The following is a 15,025-nucleotide window of genomic DNA, read 5'->3' as shown; positions in this document are numbered from 1 at the left end:
CAGGGACCGGATCGCCTCCAGTCTACGCGGGGCTTGTGAAGCGATTCACGAGCGGAGGGCAGCCTGGGCCTGGCCGGGTCCAGACAGTGCATCTTGACCGAATCCGGAGCATCACCAAGTACCCACTGCAGTCACGCGGAGCCGTTCGCAAGGTGCTGTGCTCGGACGTACTCGGCAATGTGCTCCGCGGTCAGTTCCCCCTTCTTCCGCACGGCTTCAACGGTGTCGAAGCCGATATGTGGAGTGGCGATCACGTTGTCGTGCCGAAGTAGCGGGTAGTCCCTGGGCAGGGGCGGATCCCTGTCGAACACATCGAGCGCTGCACCTGCGATCGAACCCGAGCCCAGGGCAGTATCGAGGGCCTCAGCGTCCACGATCGGCCCTCTGGCCAGGTTGACCAGGTACGCCGTCGTCTTCATGGCGGTGAACTGATCGGTGCCGAACAGTCCCCGGGTTGTCGGAGTGAGCGGGACGTGTAAGGACACGAAGTCCGCCCCACTGATGGCGTCCAGCAAGGTGATCCGCGAATCCCGGTCGAACGGAACCGTCTTCATGCCGAAGGCCTCGGACAGTCGCATGACCTCCCGCCCGATTCCTCCGGTGCCGATCACAGTGATGGTCTTGCCCCGCAGTTCATTTCCGACCTGCGCGACACCCCCATCACGAATGGAGCGATTCAAAGTCACGACGTGCCGCGCGAGCGTGATCATGAAGCCCAGGGCCAACTCCGCGACAGCCGTGTTCGCGTAGCCCTGCGCATTCCGGACCAGGACATTGCGACTTTCGGCCGCGGCGGTGTCCACGGAATCCACACCGGCGAAAGCGACAGCGATCAATCCCAGGTCCGGCAGGCTGTCGATCACTGACGCGGACAGCGGCCGGGAGGTCAGGGCCATGACCCGGCACCCACGGCAACGCTCGATCAGATCCGCATCGGACATCCCACGCGAATCGAACTCGACGACCTCGTGGTCGGGCAGCATGGCCTGCACCTCACTGCCAAGAATCCCTATGGGCTCGACGATGCAGATCCTCACGGCGACTCCTTAGTCAGACGGGTCCCCTACCACGGAGGTCACCCGCAATGACCATCCTCCTCGACAACCACGTCCGCAAGCCCGCGGGAGCGGATGGGCCCACCTCTCGACTGCTTCTGGTCTATCGGCAGTGGCTTGCCGGTGGCCCTGGCCCGTCGTCGAGGTGCCGGCGCCAAGCCCTGATCAGGGCGAGGGGAACTCTTCGACCTCCCGACGGTGGTTGATGCAAACCTGCACCAGCATCGCGCTGTGGCCCGCACCATTCGGGTGCGCCCCCACCGATCGGTCACCCGACTCTCGTAGAGTGGCGCCGGAATGAACTGGGGAGTCCGAGCACGAAGTAGCCCGAGCACCAAGGAGAGAGTGATCGTGGAGCCAGCGGATTCGCCTGAAGAGCGATGGGGTCGCTCCCCGAAACGAGTGCTGGCATTCGGCGACTCCAACACGTGGGGGTTCGATCCCGCCACAGGTGGGCGCTACCCGCTCGCGCAGTGCTGGCCCGGGGTCCTGGGCGCTGCGTTGGGCTCGGGTGCCGATGTCATCGTGGAGGGTCTGAACGGTCGCACGACGGTTGTCGACTCTCCCTATGCGCCGAGCCGCAGTGGGGCCACCATGCTCGGACCGCTGCTGGAGTCTCATGCCCCCGTCGATCTGGTCATCATCATGTTGGGCACCAACGACTTGCAGTCCCCTCTCGGACTCACCGCGCGGCACGCCGCCTCCGGCATCTGGACCCTCGTCGACATCACTGTGCGCAGCGCGGCCGGTTTCGAAGCCGCCTCGCCGGCGGTCCTCGTCGTGTCACCCCCTCACATCGTGAGCCCGAGCGGGTTCATGGGAGTGTTTTACGAGGGCCGAGAGCAGGAGTCACAGGAACTGGCACAGCACTACTCGGCTATCGCCGCACAACTGGGCGTTTCGTTCTTCGATGCGGCGTCCGTAGTGACACCGGGACCCGTCGATGGAGTCCATCTCGATCCGGCCGGTCATCAGCAACTGGGCGAGGCACTGGCTCTGGCGGCCCGCGCCGCGTTGCCGTGACCTCAGTGTTCTGAGCCCCACTTGCTGTGGTCCCTCAGTTGCTGGACTTGGGCAACTTCGGGATCAGCCAACTGACGAGCGCCTCGGGGGAACGGGTCTGCATGTACACCGTCCCGGGGCCTGTCAGATCGGCGACCAAGCCTTCGCCGGACAGGAACGTGCTCTTCCAGTTGCCGACCTTGCGCACCTTGTAGGTGATGCCGTCGGACCAACCGACCACGTGACCGGAGTCGATCGTGAAGGATTCCCCGGCAGCGAGTTGCCGGCCTTCGATCGCGCCATAAGCGCTCACGACGAGTTGCCCGTGCCCGGAGCACTTCAAGATGAACAGTCCCTCGCTGCTGAAGAAGGTCTTCGCGCCCCCCCAACCGGAGTCGACATCCACCGACATCGCCGACGCGAGATACGCCCCGGACTGCAGGTAGACGGTCTGTCCGGTCAACTCCCACGCGACGATGTCGCCGGGGAGTTCCGGTGCGAACGAAACCTGACCCCCCTGGTGACCGGCGGTGAATGTGTTCATGAAGAAGGACTCACCGCCCAACACGGACCGCTTGAGCCCCTTCATGATCCCGCCCTGGGTGCTTGTCTCGATGTCAACGCCCTGCATGGAGACCATCGCCCCGGCTTCGGCCTTGATCTGCTCGCTGGCGGACAAGGTGATGGTGGCGACTGCGAAGGACGGGGAGAACTTGATTTCGGTCTGCATGGAGCAAGTGTCGCACTTGGCTTCGCCCTGATGCACCGGCGTCGCGGTTCGCGACGGCTCAGGTCTGACGAGCCGGCTGGATGATCCAGAAGGGCGCTCCCGCGGGATCGGTGAGCCCGGCCATGCGGCCGTACGGCGAATCGAAGGGTGGGATCGGCACCGCGCCACCGTTAGTGGTTGCCGCTGCCACGGAGGCGTCCGCGTCGGCCACCGCGAAAGTCACCGACCAGTGCGAGGCAACCGATTCGGCGTTCGGGTCCAACCCTCCCATTCCGCCCAGCGGACGATCGGTGCCCGGGAGAGTGAAGACCATGTAGTCCTGCGGGGTTTCCATGTCCATCTCGTGATAGTCGAAACCGAACACTGCGGCGTAGAACTGCCGCGCTGATCCCGGGTCCGTGCAGCGCAGATCCTCCCACATGAGGCCACCCGGCTGATTCGTCACAGCCGCCCCCGAAAACGAGCCCGCCTGCCAAACACCGAAGACGGCGCCTGTCGGATCGGCACCGACGAACATGCGACCCAGGTCGCCCACGTCCATCGGGTCGGCGAACACCGTTCCACCGGCGGCGCGGGTGGCGGCCGCGACAGCGTCGGCGTCATCGACGGCGAAGTACATCGTCCATGCGCTGCGGCTCCCCTCGCGCAGCGGACCCACCCCGGCTGCGGGAGCACCGTCTTTCAGCGCCATGACGTACCCGCCGAACTGCTCGTCCGGCTCGGTGAGTGTCCATCCGAGCACGGCATCGTAGAACGGTCGGACAGCATCCGGGTCGGGCACCATGAGGTCGGTCCAACAGGGCACACCGGCCGGCCAAGCGTCACTGGTCATGCGACCCATCCCACCCGTCATCGGTCGCTGTGTCCAGTCCCGATCTCAAGACTCGGCCGATCGGTGCAGTCAGCCGCCCAGGCCGGCGATGAAGTCGTCGAGCAGCACGCGCCCTTGTGGCCAATCAGCCAACTCACTATCTGCGTTGATGTGTCCCACCGCGCCGGCGTCGACATGACGAGCTCCCAGCTCCGTCGCGAAAGCACGGGTCCAGCCAGGTGAGGCGTAGTGGTCGTTCTGACTGCCGACCACCAGGCAGGCGAACGGCAATCGGCCGCGGACCCGGTGGCGGAACTCGTGGGCCGGGGCTGGAAAGGCGGGGCCGTCGGGGTCGACAGGCGCGACGAGCAGGGCACCGGTGACCACAGCCGCCGCATCTGGCACCGAATCCGCCCATAGGGGCACCAGCAGGCACGAGAGGCTGTGCGCGACGATCACGGGCGGTCGTCCCACCCCGCGCACCGCGTGGTCCAAGGCGGCGATCCAGTCGTCGAGTTGGGGCCGGTCCCAGTCTGAGGGCGAGAACCGGGTGAACCGCCCCGGCTCGCGTTCCTCCCACAACGTCTGCCAATGAGTGGGACCCGAGTCGCAGATGCCCGGCGCCATAACGCCAGGGGTAACGCCAGGAGTGACTTCGGGGGTCATGACAGGTCCAGCGAGATCATCAGATGGATTGCCAGTCCGGCTTGCCGAAGTAGACCTCTCGGTAGTAGTCCCGCAGCCGCAGATCGCGGGCCGCCTCCTCGTCCACGACGACCGTCGCGTGGGGGTGGAGTTGCAGGGCACTCGAGGGCACCATAGAAGTCACCGGGCCCTCAACGGTGGCGGCAACAGCTGCAGCTTTCCCCTCCCCCCAGGCGAGGAGAACTAGGTGCCGTGCCCGCCCGATCGTGCCCACGCCCTGGGTGAGAACGTGCTCCGGAACCGCCTCGACGTCACCGTCGAAGAACCGGGCGTTGTCCTCGCGAGTCTGCCGCGTGAGGGTCTTGATCCGAGTCGAAGACGCCAGCGACGACGTCGGCTCGTTGAACCCGATGTGCCCGTCCGAGCCCACCCCGAGCAGTTGGAGATCGATCCCCCCAGCCGCCCGGATCGCGGCTTCGTACTCGACACAAGCAGCCGGAATGTCGTCGGCCCAGCCGTCCGGGGTACGCAAGGCGCTGCGTGGAAAGTCAACGCGACCGACGAACTCACGCTCCAGGACAGCCCGGTAGGACTCAGGATGATCCCGCGGTAGCCCGACATACTCGTCGAGGGCGAAGCCGCGGGCTCGGGCGAAGGACAGGCCATCGACTTCGTGTCGCCGCACCAGGTCGTCGTACACGGGCAGCGGAGTCGATCCCGTGGCCAGCCCCAGCACCTGATCGGGGGTGCGCGTGACGAGGTCCGCGATTGCCCCGGCGACGACGGCTGCTCCCTGTTCGGCCGATTCGACGATGACTACTTCCATACCGGGAAACTAATCCTCGGTGACGCCCCGACGCGCGGTGTTCACGGCGACGAACGTCGCGGCCTTCCCATGTGGGGCACCACGGCCCATGTAGCCCCAGGTTCGAACCTGGGGCGCAACTGTCGGCCTCACCGAGCGGCGGTGCCCTCGGTGTAGTCATCGTCGCCGGAGTCGACCCATGCCATCAACTTACGCAAGTCACGACCGGTGGCTTCGATGGGATGCTGCTCGGCCTTGGCGCGCAACTCGACGAACTCGGGCGCCCCCGCATCCTGGTCATCGATGAACCGTTGGGCGAAGGCTCCGGACTGGATGTCGGTGAGCACTGCCTTCATGTTGTCCTTGACGCGGGCATCGATCACGCGTGGCCCGGAGACGTAGTCGCCGTATTCCGCGGTGTCGGACACACTCCACCGCTGCTTGGCGATGCCGCCTTCGTACATGAGATCCACGATGAGCTTGAGTTCGTGCAGGCACTCGAAGTAGGCCACCTCCGGCTGGTAGCCGGCCTCGACCAGGGTCTCGAATCCGTACTGCACCAACTGCGAGGCCCCGCCGCACAGGACGGCCTGCTCCCCGAACAGGTCGGTCTCGGTTTCCTCCGTGAACGTGGTCTTGATGCCACCCGCCCGCAGCGCCCCGATCGCCTTGGCGTACGACAGCGCCAAAGGCCAGGCCTCGCCGGTGGCGTCCTGCTCGACCGCGACGATCGCGGGCACACCGCGGCCGGAGTCGTATTCGCGGCGCACCAGATGCCCTGGCCCCTTCGGCGCCACCATGCACACGTCGACGAAGGACGGTGGCTTGATGTAGCCGAACCGGATGTTGAAGCCGTGGGCGAAGAACAGCGCGTCGCCCTCTTGCAGATTCGGCTCGATCGCCTCGGCGTACAGAGCGCGCTGCGCCGGATCTGGCACGAGGACCATGATGAGATCGGCCTCGGCGGCAGCGGTGGCGGGATCCACCACCCGAAGGCCCGCAGCCTCCGCCTTTGGCCGACTGTGTGAACCTTCCTTGAGCCCCACCCGGACGTCGACTCCGGAATCTCGCAGACTCAAGGCATGCGCATGGCCTTGTGAGCCGTAGCCCAAGATCGCGACCACCCGGTTCTGGATGATCGAGAGATCAGCGTCGTCGTCATAGAACAAGGTGGCCACGCGGGGTCCTCACGGTTGTCGGGATGCGAATAGGGACAAGGGAACAGGGACAAGGGTAGTGCCAGTCAATCGCAGCACCGCCCGGGCTCGGCTCACGCGCTGCGCAGGTTGCGCTCGCTGATGACCTTCGAGCCGCGGGCCACGGCGACCGCACCGGACTGGACGAGTTCTTTGATGCCGAATGGCTCAAGAGTGCGCAAGAGGGCCTGCAACTTGTCTCGACCACCCGTTGCTTCCACCGTCAACGCGTTCGGTGCGACGTCGACGACCTTGGCTCGGAACAGTTGCACCGTCTCGAGGATGTGGCTGCGGTTGTCGGGGGTGGTGGCCACCTTCACCAGGATCAGTTCCCGCTGCACGCTGTGATCCGGATCCAGCTCGACGATCTTGATGACGTTGATCAACTTGTTCAGCTGCTTGGTGACCTGCTCGTGCGGAAGATCCTCCACAGCCACGACAATTGTCATGCGCGAGATGCCGGACTGTTCAGTGGGCCCCACCGCCAGCGACTCGATATTGAAACCCCGCCGTGAGAACAGTCCCGCGATCCGGGTCAGGACTCCGGGGACGTCTTCCACGAGCACGGACAAAGTGTGGCGTGTCATGTCAGTCTTCCCTTTCCCACACCGGCGCCAGATCGCGCGCGTGCTGGATGTCGTCGTTGCTCGCCCCGGCAGCCACCATCGGCCAGACCATCGCGTCTTTGTGCACTTGGAAGTCGACCACGACCGGACGGTCGTTGATGGACATCGCCTTCTCGATGGTGGCATCGACATCAGTGGCGTTGTCGCACCGCAGTCCAACGGCTCCGTATGCCTCGGCCAACTTCACAAAGTCCGGGAACTCGTGGCTGTTCAGGTCGGTGTTCGAGTAGCGCTCGTTGTAGAAGAGGGTCTGCCACTGCCGCACCATGCCGAGGCTCGAGTTGTTGATCAACGCCACCTTGATGGGAATGTCGTTGATGGTGCAGGTCGCCAATTCCTGGTTGGTCATCTGGAAGCAGCCGTCCCCGTCGATGGCCCACACCATGGTGTCGGGGCAGCCGACCTTGGCACCCATGGCGGCCGGGACTGCGTACCCCATCGTGCCCGCCCCTCCGGAGTTCAGCCAGGTGCGCGGCTTCTGGAAGTTGATGAACTGACTCGACCACATCTGGTGCTGTCCCACACCCGCGACATAGATGCTGTCGGGACCGGCCAATGCAGAGAGGCGTTCGATCACGTACTGCGGCGACAAGGTGCCGTCGTCGGGCAATGCGTAGCCCAACGGATACGTCTGCGTCCAGTGGTCGATAGTGCGCCACCAGTCGGAGTAGTCACTTTGCTCACCGGCGTCCAACTGTGCCTGCAGCGCGTCGGTCAGCGCGAGGATGATCGCCTTCGCATCGCCGACGATGGGGATGTCGACGGGCTTGTTCTTGCCGATCTCGGCCGGGTCCACATCCGCGTGGATGACCTTGGCGTCTGGAGCGAACGTCGTCAACTGACCGGTCACGCGGTCGTCGAACCGGGTTCCGATGGCGATCAGCAGATCCGAGCGCTGCAGTGCCCCCACCGCAGCCACGGTGCCGTGCATACCGGGCATGCCCAGGTTCTGCTTGTGCCCATCAGGGAAGGCACCACGCGCCATCAAGGTGGTCACCACCGGGATTCCGGTGAGTTCCGCCAGGCGCAGCAACTCCTCGGCCGCATCCGCCTTGACCACGCCTCCGCCGATGTAGAACACCGGGCTCTGGGCGGCGATGATCATGCGGGCCGCTTGGCGCACTTGGCGCGCGTGCGGGTTGACCGTGGGTTTGTAGCCCGGCATGTGCAGTCGGTCAGGCCAGCGGAAACTGGTCATGGCCTGAAGGGCATCCTTGCTGATGTCCACCAGCACGGGCCCGGGCCTGCCCGTCGCGGCGATATGGAACGCTTCGGCGATCGCCTGGGGGATGTCATCGGGATCGGTGATGAGGTAGTTGTGCTTGGTGATCGGCATGGTGATGCCGCGAATGTCGGCCTCCTGGAAAGCATCGGTGCCGATGGCCCTGCTCGCGACCTGTCCGGTGATGGCGACGATGGGAACGGAGTCCATGTAGGCATCGGCGATTGCCGTGACCAGGTTGGTGGCTCCCGGGCCGGAGGTGGCCATGCACACTCCCACGCGCCCGGTCGCAGTCGCGTACCCCTCGGCGGCGTGCCCCGCCCCCTGCTCGTGTCGCACCAGGATGTGACGGATCTGCGTGGAGTCCATGATCGGGTCGTAGGCCGGAAGGATCGCGCCGCCCGGGATGCCGAAGACGACCTCGACGCCAGCGTGCTCAAGCGCCCGGACCAGACTCTGTGACCCTGTGATCTGCTCGGTCATGTCGTTCCTCTTCTCGCGGCCCTCTGCTCGCGGCCGCCCTGTTCTCGCGGCCGCCCTGTTCTCGCGGCCGTGTTCTGTTCGTCCTGTGGACCAGTGTCCCCTCATCGCCTTCAGGCCGCCTCCCTCGCGGGGGTCTCCCGCAGCCGGAGGCGGCCTGTTCGTCCCCGGACCCGCGTGGTGGCGGGCCCCGAAAACGAAAAACCCCCCGGCCCGGTGGGGCTGCGGAGGGTTGCGCGTCGACTTTTGGTCGACGCGCTAGGTGATTACGAGGCGATACGTTCGCACGGCCCCAGCATGCTCCCCGTCCTCACGATCGTCAAGTCGGGGTTCTCACGATCGTCAAGTCGGGGTTCTCACGATCGTCAAGTCGGGTCCAGGTGCCTACAGTGGACCCATGGTCCGGTGGACGTCTGGGTCCCCGAGCGCCGGGGTCACGGTGCGAATCTCCGCGCTCTGCGTGTTGGCGGTGTGGATCCTGGTCTCCATCGGCGGCGCGGCGAACCCTGGCTTCAAGCAGTACGAGCAGTACCTGAGCACCCTGTCCGCCCAGGGCGCCTTCGCCCCGCAGTGGGGGCGGGCAGCCATGGTTGTCGCGGCGTTGGGGATCGTGGTCGTCGTTCCCGCTCTGTGGTCATGGCGCCGCGGCGTCGGGGGCGCGGCCTTACTCGCTGCGATGGCGGCAGTCGCCATCGTGGCCACCCCGCTGCCGTGTCCACCCGGGCAACGGTTCTGTTCGGCGTCCACCGACACTCCTGTACCCGCGGAGTTGCACGCGAGTGCGGTCCTTGTCTTCTGCGTCGCTGTGTTGACTGTCATCTCGGCGGCAGCGATCCAGATCGCCGCCGGCGCGCAGCGTCGACCCCACCTGTGGCCCGCGCCACTCGTCGCCTGCGCGCTCACCGCCGCAGCCGCTGCGCCGTTGCTGCACCTCAGCGGTTTGCCGCAACGGACTCTGCTGCTGGCGGCACAGGTCGCCATCGTCCTCATCGCCGCGTTCGCGCACGGCGAGTTACGCCGTCGTGACCGCGAGCAACTTCGGCTCGGACTCGCGCATCATCCACCCCTCTCGACCCTGTCGCGGTTCCCTCAGCTCAGTTCAAAATCGGACATGTGGCCCGAGGCAGCGTCCGATAACGGCAGGATGCTCACGTGACCCGCGCTCTGTACCGAATCGCCGTATGGTGCGCGCATCACGCCAAGCTGGTGCTGGCCTTGTGGATCATCGCGCTGCTGCTGGTGAGCGGTCTGAACAACCGCCTCCCCGCGGCCGGGGTCCAGACCATCACGTTGGAGGGCACTGACTCCGCCACCGGGCAGACCTTGCTGAGCCGAGCCTTCACGGGCGCCTCCACAGGAGCGCAGCCGGTGGTCATGCAGTGCGGCACCGAAGACCTCGGGACAGGCGCGGGCAAGGAGCAGGTCGCCAAGACCCGCGCCGCCCTGCTCGATGTGACCGGTGTCCTCCGGGTCACAGGGCCAGCCCAGGAGAAGGACCTGCTGTCCGACGACCGCCAGACCGCAATTCTCAACGTGCAGATCGCCGACGCGGAGCTGGGCGAGAAGAGCACAGCGCAGAACGTCCTCGACGCCGCCGTGAACTCGGCCCCCGAATGCAAGGTCGCGATCGGCGGCTCCATGGGGCAGATCCTGTCGCAGGGAACGTCGTCGGCGAGCGAGGGCCTGGGACTGCTCGCCGCCGTGATCATCTTGCTCTTCGCCCTGCGCCGCATAGCCGCTGCGGTCGTCCCGCTGCTCAGCGCGATCATGTCCGTAGGGATCGGCACCGCCATCATCGGACTGCTGGGCCGACTCGTCTTCGTCCCCGACGCCGCCCCCATCCTGGGATCGATGCTGGGGTTGGGCGTCGGGATCGACTACGCCCTGTTCTTGGTCGTGCGCCACCGGACATTGCTGCGTAAGGGCTTCGAGGTCAATGACTCCATCGGGCGAACCGCCGGCACCGCCGGCGCCGGCATGGTCTTCGCCGGGACCACGCTGATCCTGGCCGTCAGCGGACTGGCGCTGACTCAGATCCAGTTCCTCGCATGGCTCGGATACGCAGCGGCGGTCGTCATCTTCGTGGCGATCATGGCGTCCTTGACCTTGGTACCGGCGCTTTTCGGACTCATGAAGCATCGGGTCCTGCCCAAGAAGGACCGACAGGCCCATCACACCGATGACGACCACCTGGACCGGGGCATGTGGGCGCGGATCGCCGACGCCGTGACCACCCGTCCCTGGCCATTCGCCATCGGCTCCATCCTGCTCCTGCTCCTGATGGCGTTCCCGATCACCAAGATGGAATTCGGCCAGATCGACGACTCCTTCCTGCCCCCCGACACCACCGGCTACCAGGCGAACGAGATGATCAGCGACGCCTTCGGCCCCGGCTACACCGGACCACTGGCGGTCGTCGTCCAGATGAACAAGCCGGCGACCGCGCCCAAGAACGCCGATCTGGATTCCGGCGGGGACCCACGCACCCAGGACCCGCGCCTGACCTCCCTGGAGGACGTCCTCAAGGACACGCCCGGCATCCAGGAGGTCGGCGATGCCATCGTCAGCCCCGATGGCGGGGTGGCCGTCATCCAAGTCACGCCGACGACCGGTCCCGCGGATCCCGCCACTCAAGAACTGGTCGGAACCCTGCGCGACGATGTCCTGCCCGCCGCGACGACTGGTGAGGAAGAGGACGCCCACGTCGCAGGACTGACGGCCATCATGATGGACCTCTCGGTGCAGATCGGACAAAGTCTGCCGGTGTTCATCGGCGGCGTGGTGCTGCTGTCCGCCATGCTTCTGCTGATCGCTTACCGCTCGCTGGTGATCCCCATCAAGGCCGCTGCCATGAACCTGCTGTCGATCGCGGCAGCGTACGGCGTCGTGGTGCTGATCTTCCAGTTCGGATACGGCGCCAACCTGATCGGACTGGACCGCCTCGTGCCGATCGAGACGTTCGTCCCCATGATCATGTTCGCCGTGCTGTTCGGCCTGTCCATGGACTACGAGGTGTTCCTGCTCACGGCGTTCCAAGAGCACTGGGCGAAGTCGAAGGACATGGTGGTCGCGGTTCGCCGCGGACTGGCCGACACCGGGCAAGTCGTGACCTCCGCCGCCGCCATCATGGTCGTGGTCTTCTCGTCATTCGTCCTGCTGTCCGACGACTCGTTGTCCAAACTCTTCGGCGTCGGTCTGGCCACCGCGGTGCTCGTCGATGCGACGATCGTGCGCTGCCTGCTGGTACCCGCGCTGATGGTCCTCGCAGCGAAGATCACCTGGTGGCTGCCCCGCTGGCTCGACCGGGCCTTGCCGCACCTTGAGATCGAGGGAGATCCGGGCGCCCTCGAGACCATCCACGACCCGCCCAAACACACCCGACCGACAACTGTCGCAGAAGCGACGGCTCCGATGATGCCCCTACTGGCCACCCTCGTCGGGGTACTCATCGCCTGGGTGATTGGTTCCCGCATCATCCCGGACGACGGAACAGTGCCCTACATCGACGTGGCGATCATCATCTCCGCGGTAGTGGGAGGCCTGATCGTGTGGTTGCCGCGCGGCACTCCGGGCGCCGGGAACGCGCCGGGCGCGCGCATCATCGCCCTGCTGTGCGGGGGTATGTCCGTGGCCATCCTGTACGCCCTCATCCGCGCCTTCATCCCTTACACCAATCAGAACCCCGGCCAGATGGCCGCGTGGGCGCTGCTGCTGCTCGCCATCGTGTCCTCATTCACGCGGCTACGCAGATATGGCCTGCCGTTGATCCTGGGCGGCATCGTCATGGCCGTCACCATCGCGGTGTCGGGTGTCGGCGACACCGGTTTGGGCACTTTGATGGAAATCGCCATCATCCCGTCGTTCCTGGCGGGACTGCTGGCTCTGCTTGTCCACCGATTCGTGACGCTGGTGCGCGAGCCCACGGATGCCCGACCCACCGACTCCCCCGGTTCCCCGCCCCCGGACGTCCCCCCCGCTGTCGAGCCCGAGCCCGACGAGCCACAACTCAGCGGGGTGAGTAGGTGATCAGGGCGACGACGACAGTCGCGGCATTTCTACTGGCACTCGCACCTCCCCTGGCCGCCGCACACGCCGAGCCGTCGGGTGAGGTATTGGCAGCGGAGGCTGCCCTGCGCAGTTCCGGGTTGCCCCGGGCGGTGCCGGCCGGACGCCAGAGCGCCGAACTGGTCAACGACGAGATCGTCGTGTCGCAGCTCGATCCGCGCGGCCTGCCCATCGAGTCGCAACTCATCAGCCGGATCAGCAGTCCGGCCGGCGAGGAACGAACGATCGAGGACCCGTCCTCCACCGCCAACGTCGTCTACCTGAACCAGCGGGGACGCCCCGAAGTGACCGCTGACGGCATCGAGATCGACGTCGGTGGTCCCGAACCCACCACGATCCTGACCGAAGCGCTGGTGGACAAGCCTCTTGCCGTCGCCATGCACGCGGAGTACCGGCTCAACGGGGAGGTCGTGGACCCCGAGGTCATCGTCGGTGGAACCGGGGCACTCGAGGTCCGCTACACCGTCACCAACACCGACGTGAAACAGAAGAAGCTGACCTACACCAATGCGCTGGGCCAGCGGACAACCGAGAAACAACCGGTCTTCGCGCCTTTTGTCGGGACGTTGACCGCCAGCCTTCCCGAGGCGTTCGAGGCCACCGACACTTCCGGGGCCATCGTCACCACTGACCGCGAGGGCAACACCATCCTGATGTGGAATCTGCTGCTGTATCCGCCCATGGGCAGTTACCAGCAGACGGTGAAGTTCTCGGCCACGATCGACAACGGTTCGGTGCCCGGAGTTCTGCTCAATGTAGTGCCCGTCGATCAGAGTTCCGACCCATCCCTGGAGTTCACGACGGACCTGTTCGAGAAGACCCTCGACGGCAACGAACAACTGGCCTCTGGCCTGGAACAGCTGAACAACCAGACCGCACAACTCGCCGAGGGGGCCGGGCAACTGGCCACCGGAATCGGGCAACTGGCCGACGGAACCAACGCGATCGCGCTGGGCTTCAACGAGAAGTTCGTGCCCGGCACCCAACAGTTGGCCTCCGGAGCCGGTGCGATCAGTGCGGGACAACAGCAATTGGCAACGGGGCTGGCTGGCGCCGCCACCGGCGCTGATCAACTCGCAACGGGCACCGAGGGCCTGGCCACTGGCCTTGACTCGCTCGCCGACGGGATCGACCAGCTCGCGAGCAAGTACCCGGAGTTGGTGGGCGCGGCAGAGCAGATCCGTAATGGCGCCGACGCACTGGCGGATGCGGTCGGCTCCCCCGACGACAAGCCGGTTCCGGTGCCGAGCACCAGTATCCCGGCGGCCCCGACCCCGATTCCGACACCGGACGGCACACCGGTGTTCCCCTCCCCCTCACCGACCCCCACGAACCCCACGCTGGAGCAGGCGGTCGGAGCATCAGTCGTCGCTGCCCAGGCACTCGCGCAGCAGACCGTGACGTTGAACAACAACCTGTACGACATCTACGACGGGCTCTCCACGGCTACCACCGAGTCCGGGACGGTTACCGCCGAGACCGCCGCAACCGCGACCGAACTCGCGACCTTGTACCCGACCGTCTGCCCCCCGCCCGCCTCATCGTTGACAGCCGCGCAGTGTGATCAGTTACGCGCCGCGAGAGACAACAGCCAGTCCGCCGCCGACGGCTCGGCCGACCTGACCAAGGCCCTTACTGATCTGCTCACGGACCTCGGCACGGAGAACCTGCGCGCGTACCTGATCGCGGCCGAGAGCAACCAGCAGTTGACCGCGCTTAGGCAGATCCAAGCCGGCGTCGCCCTGCTTTCCGTGGCTCTGCGGTCGGATTCCACGACATCACCGGGGCTGGTCGAGGGCCTGGACCAACTCGTCGCCGGCCTGAAGCTCACCGAGACCGCCCTCGAGCAACTGGACACCGGGTCAGCCAAGGCTGCGTCCGGAGCCGGGAAACTCTCCGAAGGGACTACCGAACTGGCGGATGGTCTCGGCAAGGCCGCGACCGGGTCCGCTGAGCTTGCCGCCGGGACAGCCCAGTTCGCCGAGGGTGCGAGCGCCTTGGCCTTCGGGACGGCTGAGGTCGGGTCAGCCCTGACCCAACTCGCCGGCGGAGCTGACGCCGCCGCCTCGGGATCCGCGCAGTTCGCCACCGGTATCGACATGCTCCAGCGCAAGGGCACCGCGAAGATCTACGAAGGCGTCGTGAAATCCAGTGACCAGCCGGCCCTGGCTGTCGCCTATCTGAACGCTTCTGCCGATCGCGCGACATCAGCCCTGCCCTATGGACTGCCCGACGATGCCACCGGCAGCGTCGCCTACGTCATGACAATGGAGCCCGTGGTTCCCTCCGGCAGCTCCCAGTGGCAACTGGCCGCGATCGCCCTGGTGCTGATCGCCGCCGGGGGTGGGGCCGTGCTGAAGACTCTCGCTTCACACCGCGGCCGCTGAT

At 66.0% G+C, this 15,025-nt stretch carries 11 protein-coding genes and 1 pseudogene; 4 read left to right on the top strand and 8 right to left on the bottom strand.

The window, feature by feature from the left end; genetic code table 11:
• Positions 1-131: 131 nt before the first annotated feature.
• Positions 132-1,037, bottom strand: coding sequence for an NAD(P)-dependent oxidoreductase (locus V9E98_08605; protein ID MEI2717041.1), 906 nt, complete (start codon positions 1,035-1,037; stop codon positions 132-134).
• Positions 1,038-1,406: 369 nt separating this feature from the next.
• Here V9E98_08605 and V9E98_08600 point away from each other — a divergent pair, with 369 nt between their 5' ends.
• Complete coding sequence (locus V9E98_08600; GenBank protein MEI2717040.1) at positions 1,407-2,078, top strand: SGNH/GDSL hydrolase family protein; 672 nt, start codon at positions 1,407-1,409, stop codon at positions 2,076-2,078.
• A 34-nt stretch (positions 2,079-2,112) separates the two neighbouring features.
• On the opposite strand, the gene V9E98_08595 is transcribed toward V9E98_08600, so the two are convergent.
• The 7 genes and pseudogenes from V9E98_08595 to V9E98_08565 all read right to left on the bottom strand — a co-directional run bounded on the left by V9E98_08595 (position 2,113) and on the right by V9E98_08565 (position 8,680).
• Positions 2,113-2,787, bottom strand: a complete 675-nt coding sequence (locus V9E98_08595) for a TIGR00266 family protein (protein ID MEI2717039.1) — start codon at positions 2,785-2,787, stop codon at positions 2,113-2,115.
• A 58-nt stretch (positions 2,788-2,845) separates the two neighbouring features.
• Positions 2,846-3,619 (bottom strand): VOC family protein, encoded by a 774-nt coding sequence (locus tag V9E98_08590; GenBank protein MEI2717038.1) that lies wholly within the window; start codon positions 3,617-3,619, stop codon positions 2,846-2,848.
• 69 nt (positions 3,620-3,688) lie between these two features.
• On the bottom strand, positions 3,689-4,264 hold the full coding sequence (locus tag V9E98_08585) for an alpha/beta fold hydrolase (GenBank protein MEI2717037.1): 576 nt from the start codon (positions 4,262-4,264) through the stop codon (positions 3,689-3,691).
• Between the two features lie 19 nt (positions 4,265-4,283).
• Positions 4,284-5,069 (bottom strand): glucosamine-6-phosphate deaminase, encoded by a 786-nt coding sequence (gene nagB, locus V9E98_08580; GenBank protein MEI2717036.1) that lies wholly within the window; start codon positions 5,067-5,069, stop codon positions 4,284-4,286.
• Positions 5,070-5,197: 128 nt separating this feature from the next.
• Positions 5,198-6,226: a ketol-acid reductoisomerase gene (gene ilvC, locus V9E98_08575; GenBank protein MEI2717035.1), complete on the bottom strand. Its 1,029-nt coding sequence runs from the start codon at positions 6,224-6,226 to the stop codon at positions 5,198-5,200.
• A gap of 92 nt (positions 6,227-6,318) precedes the next feature.
• Positions 6,319-6,831: an acetolactate synthase small subunit gene (gene ilvN / locus V9E98_08570; protein MEI2717034.1), complete on the bottom strand. Its 513-nt coding sequence runs from the start codon at positions 6,829-6,831 to the stop codon at positions 6,319-6,321.
• A 16-nt stretch (positions 6,832-6,847) separates the two neighbouring features.
• Positions 6,848-8,680: pseudogene (locus tag V9E98_08565) on the bottom strand (acetolactate synthase large subunit).
• A 289-nt stretch (positions 8,681-8,969) separates the two neighbouring features.
• Between V9E98_08565 and V9E98_08560 the strand changes: the two are divergent.
• Genes V9E98_08560 through V9E98_08550 form a run of 3 tightly spaced genes read left to right on the top strand, consistent with a single transcriptional unit; the run spans position 8,970 to position 15,024 of the window.
• Entirely contained in the window at positions 8,970-9,728 is a 759-nt protein-coding gene (locus tag V9E98_08560; protein ID MEI2717033.1) for a DUF998 domain-containing protein, read from the top strand.
• Positions 9,725-12,598, top strand: a complete 2,874-nt coding sequence (locus V9E98_08555) for an MMPL family transporter (protein ID MEI2717032.1) — start codon at positions 9,725-9,727, stop codon at positions 12,596-12,598. The genes V9E98_08560 and V9E98_08555 overlap by 4 nt, the downstream gene beginning before the upstream one ends.
• Positions 12,595-15,024 carry a hypothetical protein gene (locus V9E98_08550; protein ID MEI2717031.1) on the top strand — a complete coding sequence of 810 codons (2,430 nt, stop codon included), beginning with the start codon at positions 12,595-12,597 and terminating at the stop codon, positions 15,022-15,024. Before V9E98_08555 ends, V9E98_08550 begins: the two co-directional genes overlap by 4 nt.
• The last annotated feature ends 1 nt before the right edge of the window (position 15,025 follow it).

Source organism: Candidatus Nanopelagicales bacterium (assembly GCA_037045355.1).
Lineage (GTDB): Bacteria > Actinomycetota > Actinomycetes > S36-B12.
Note: the sequence above shows the minus strand (reverse complement) of the source record. Positions and strands in the feature narration are given on the sequence as shown.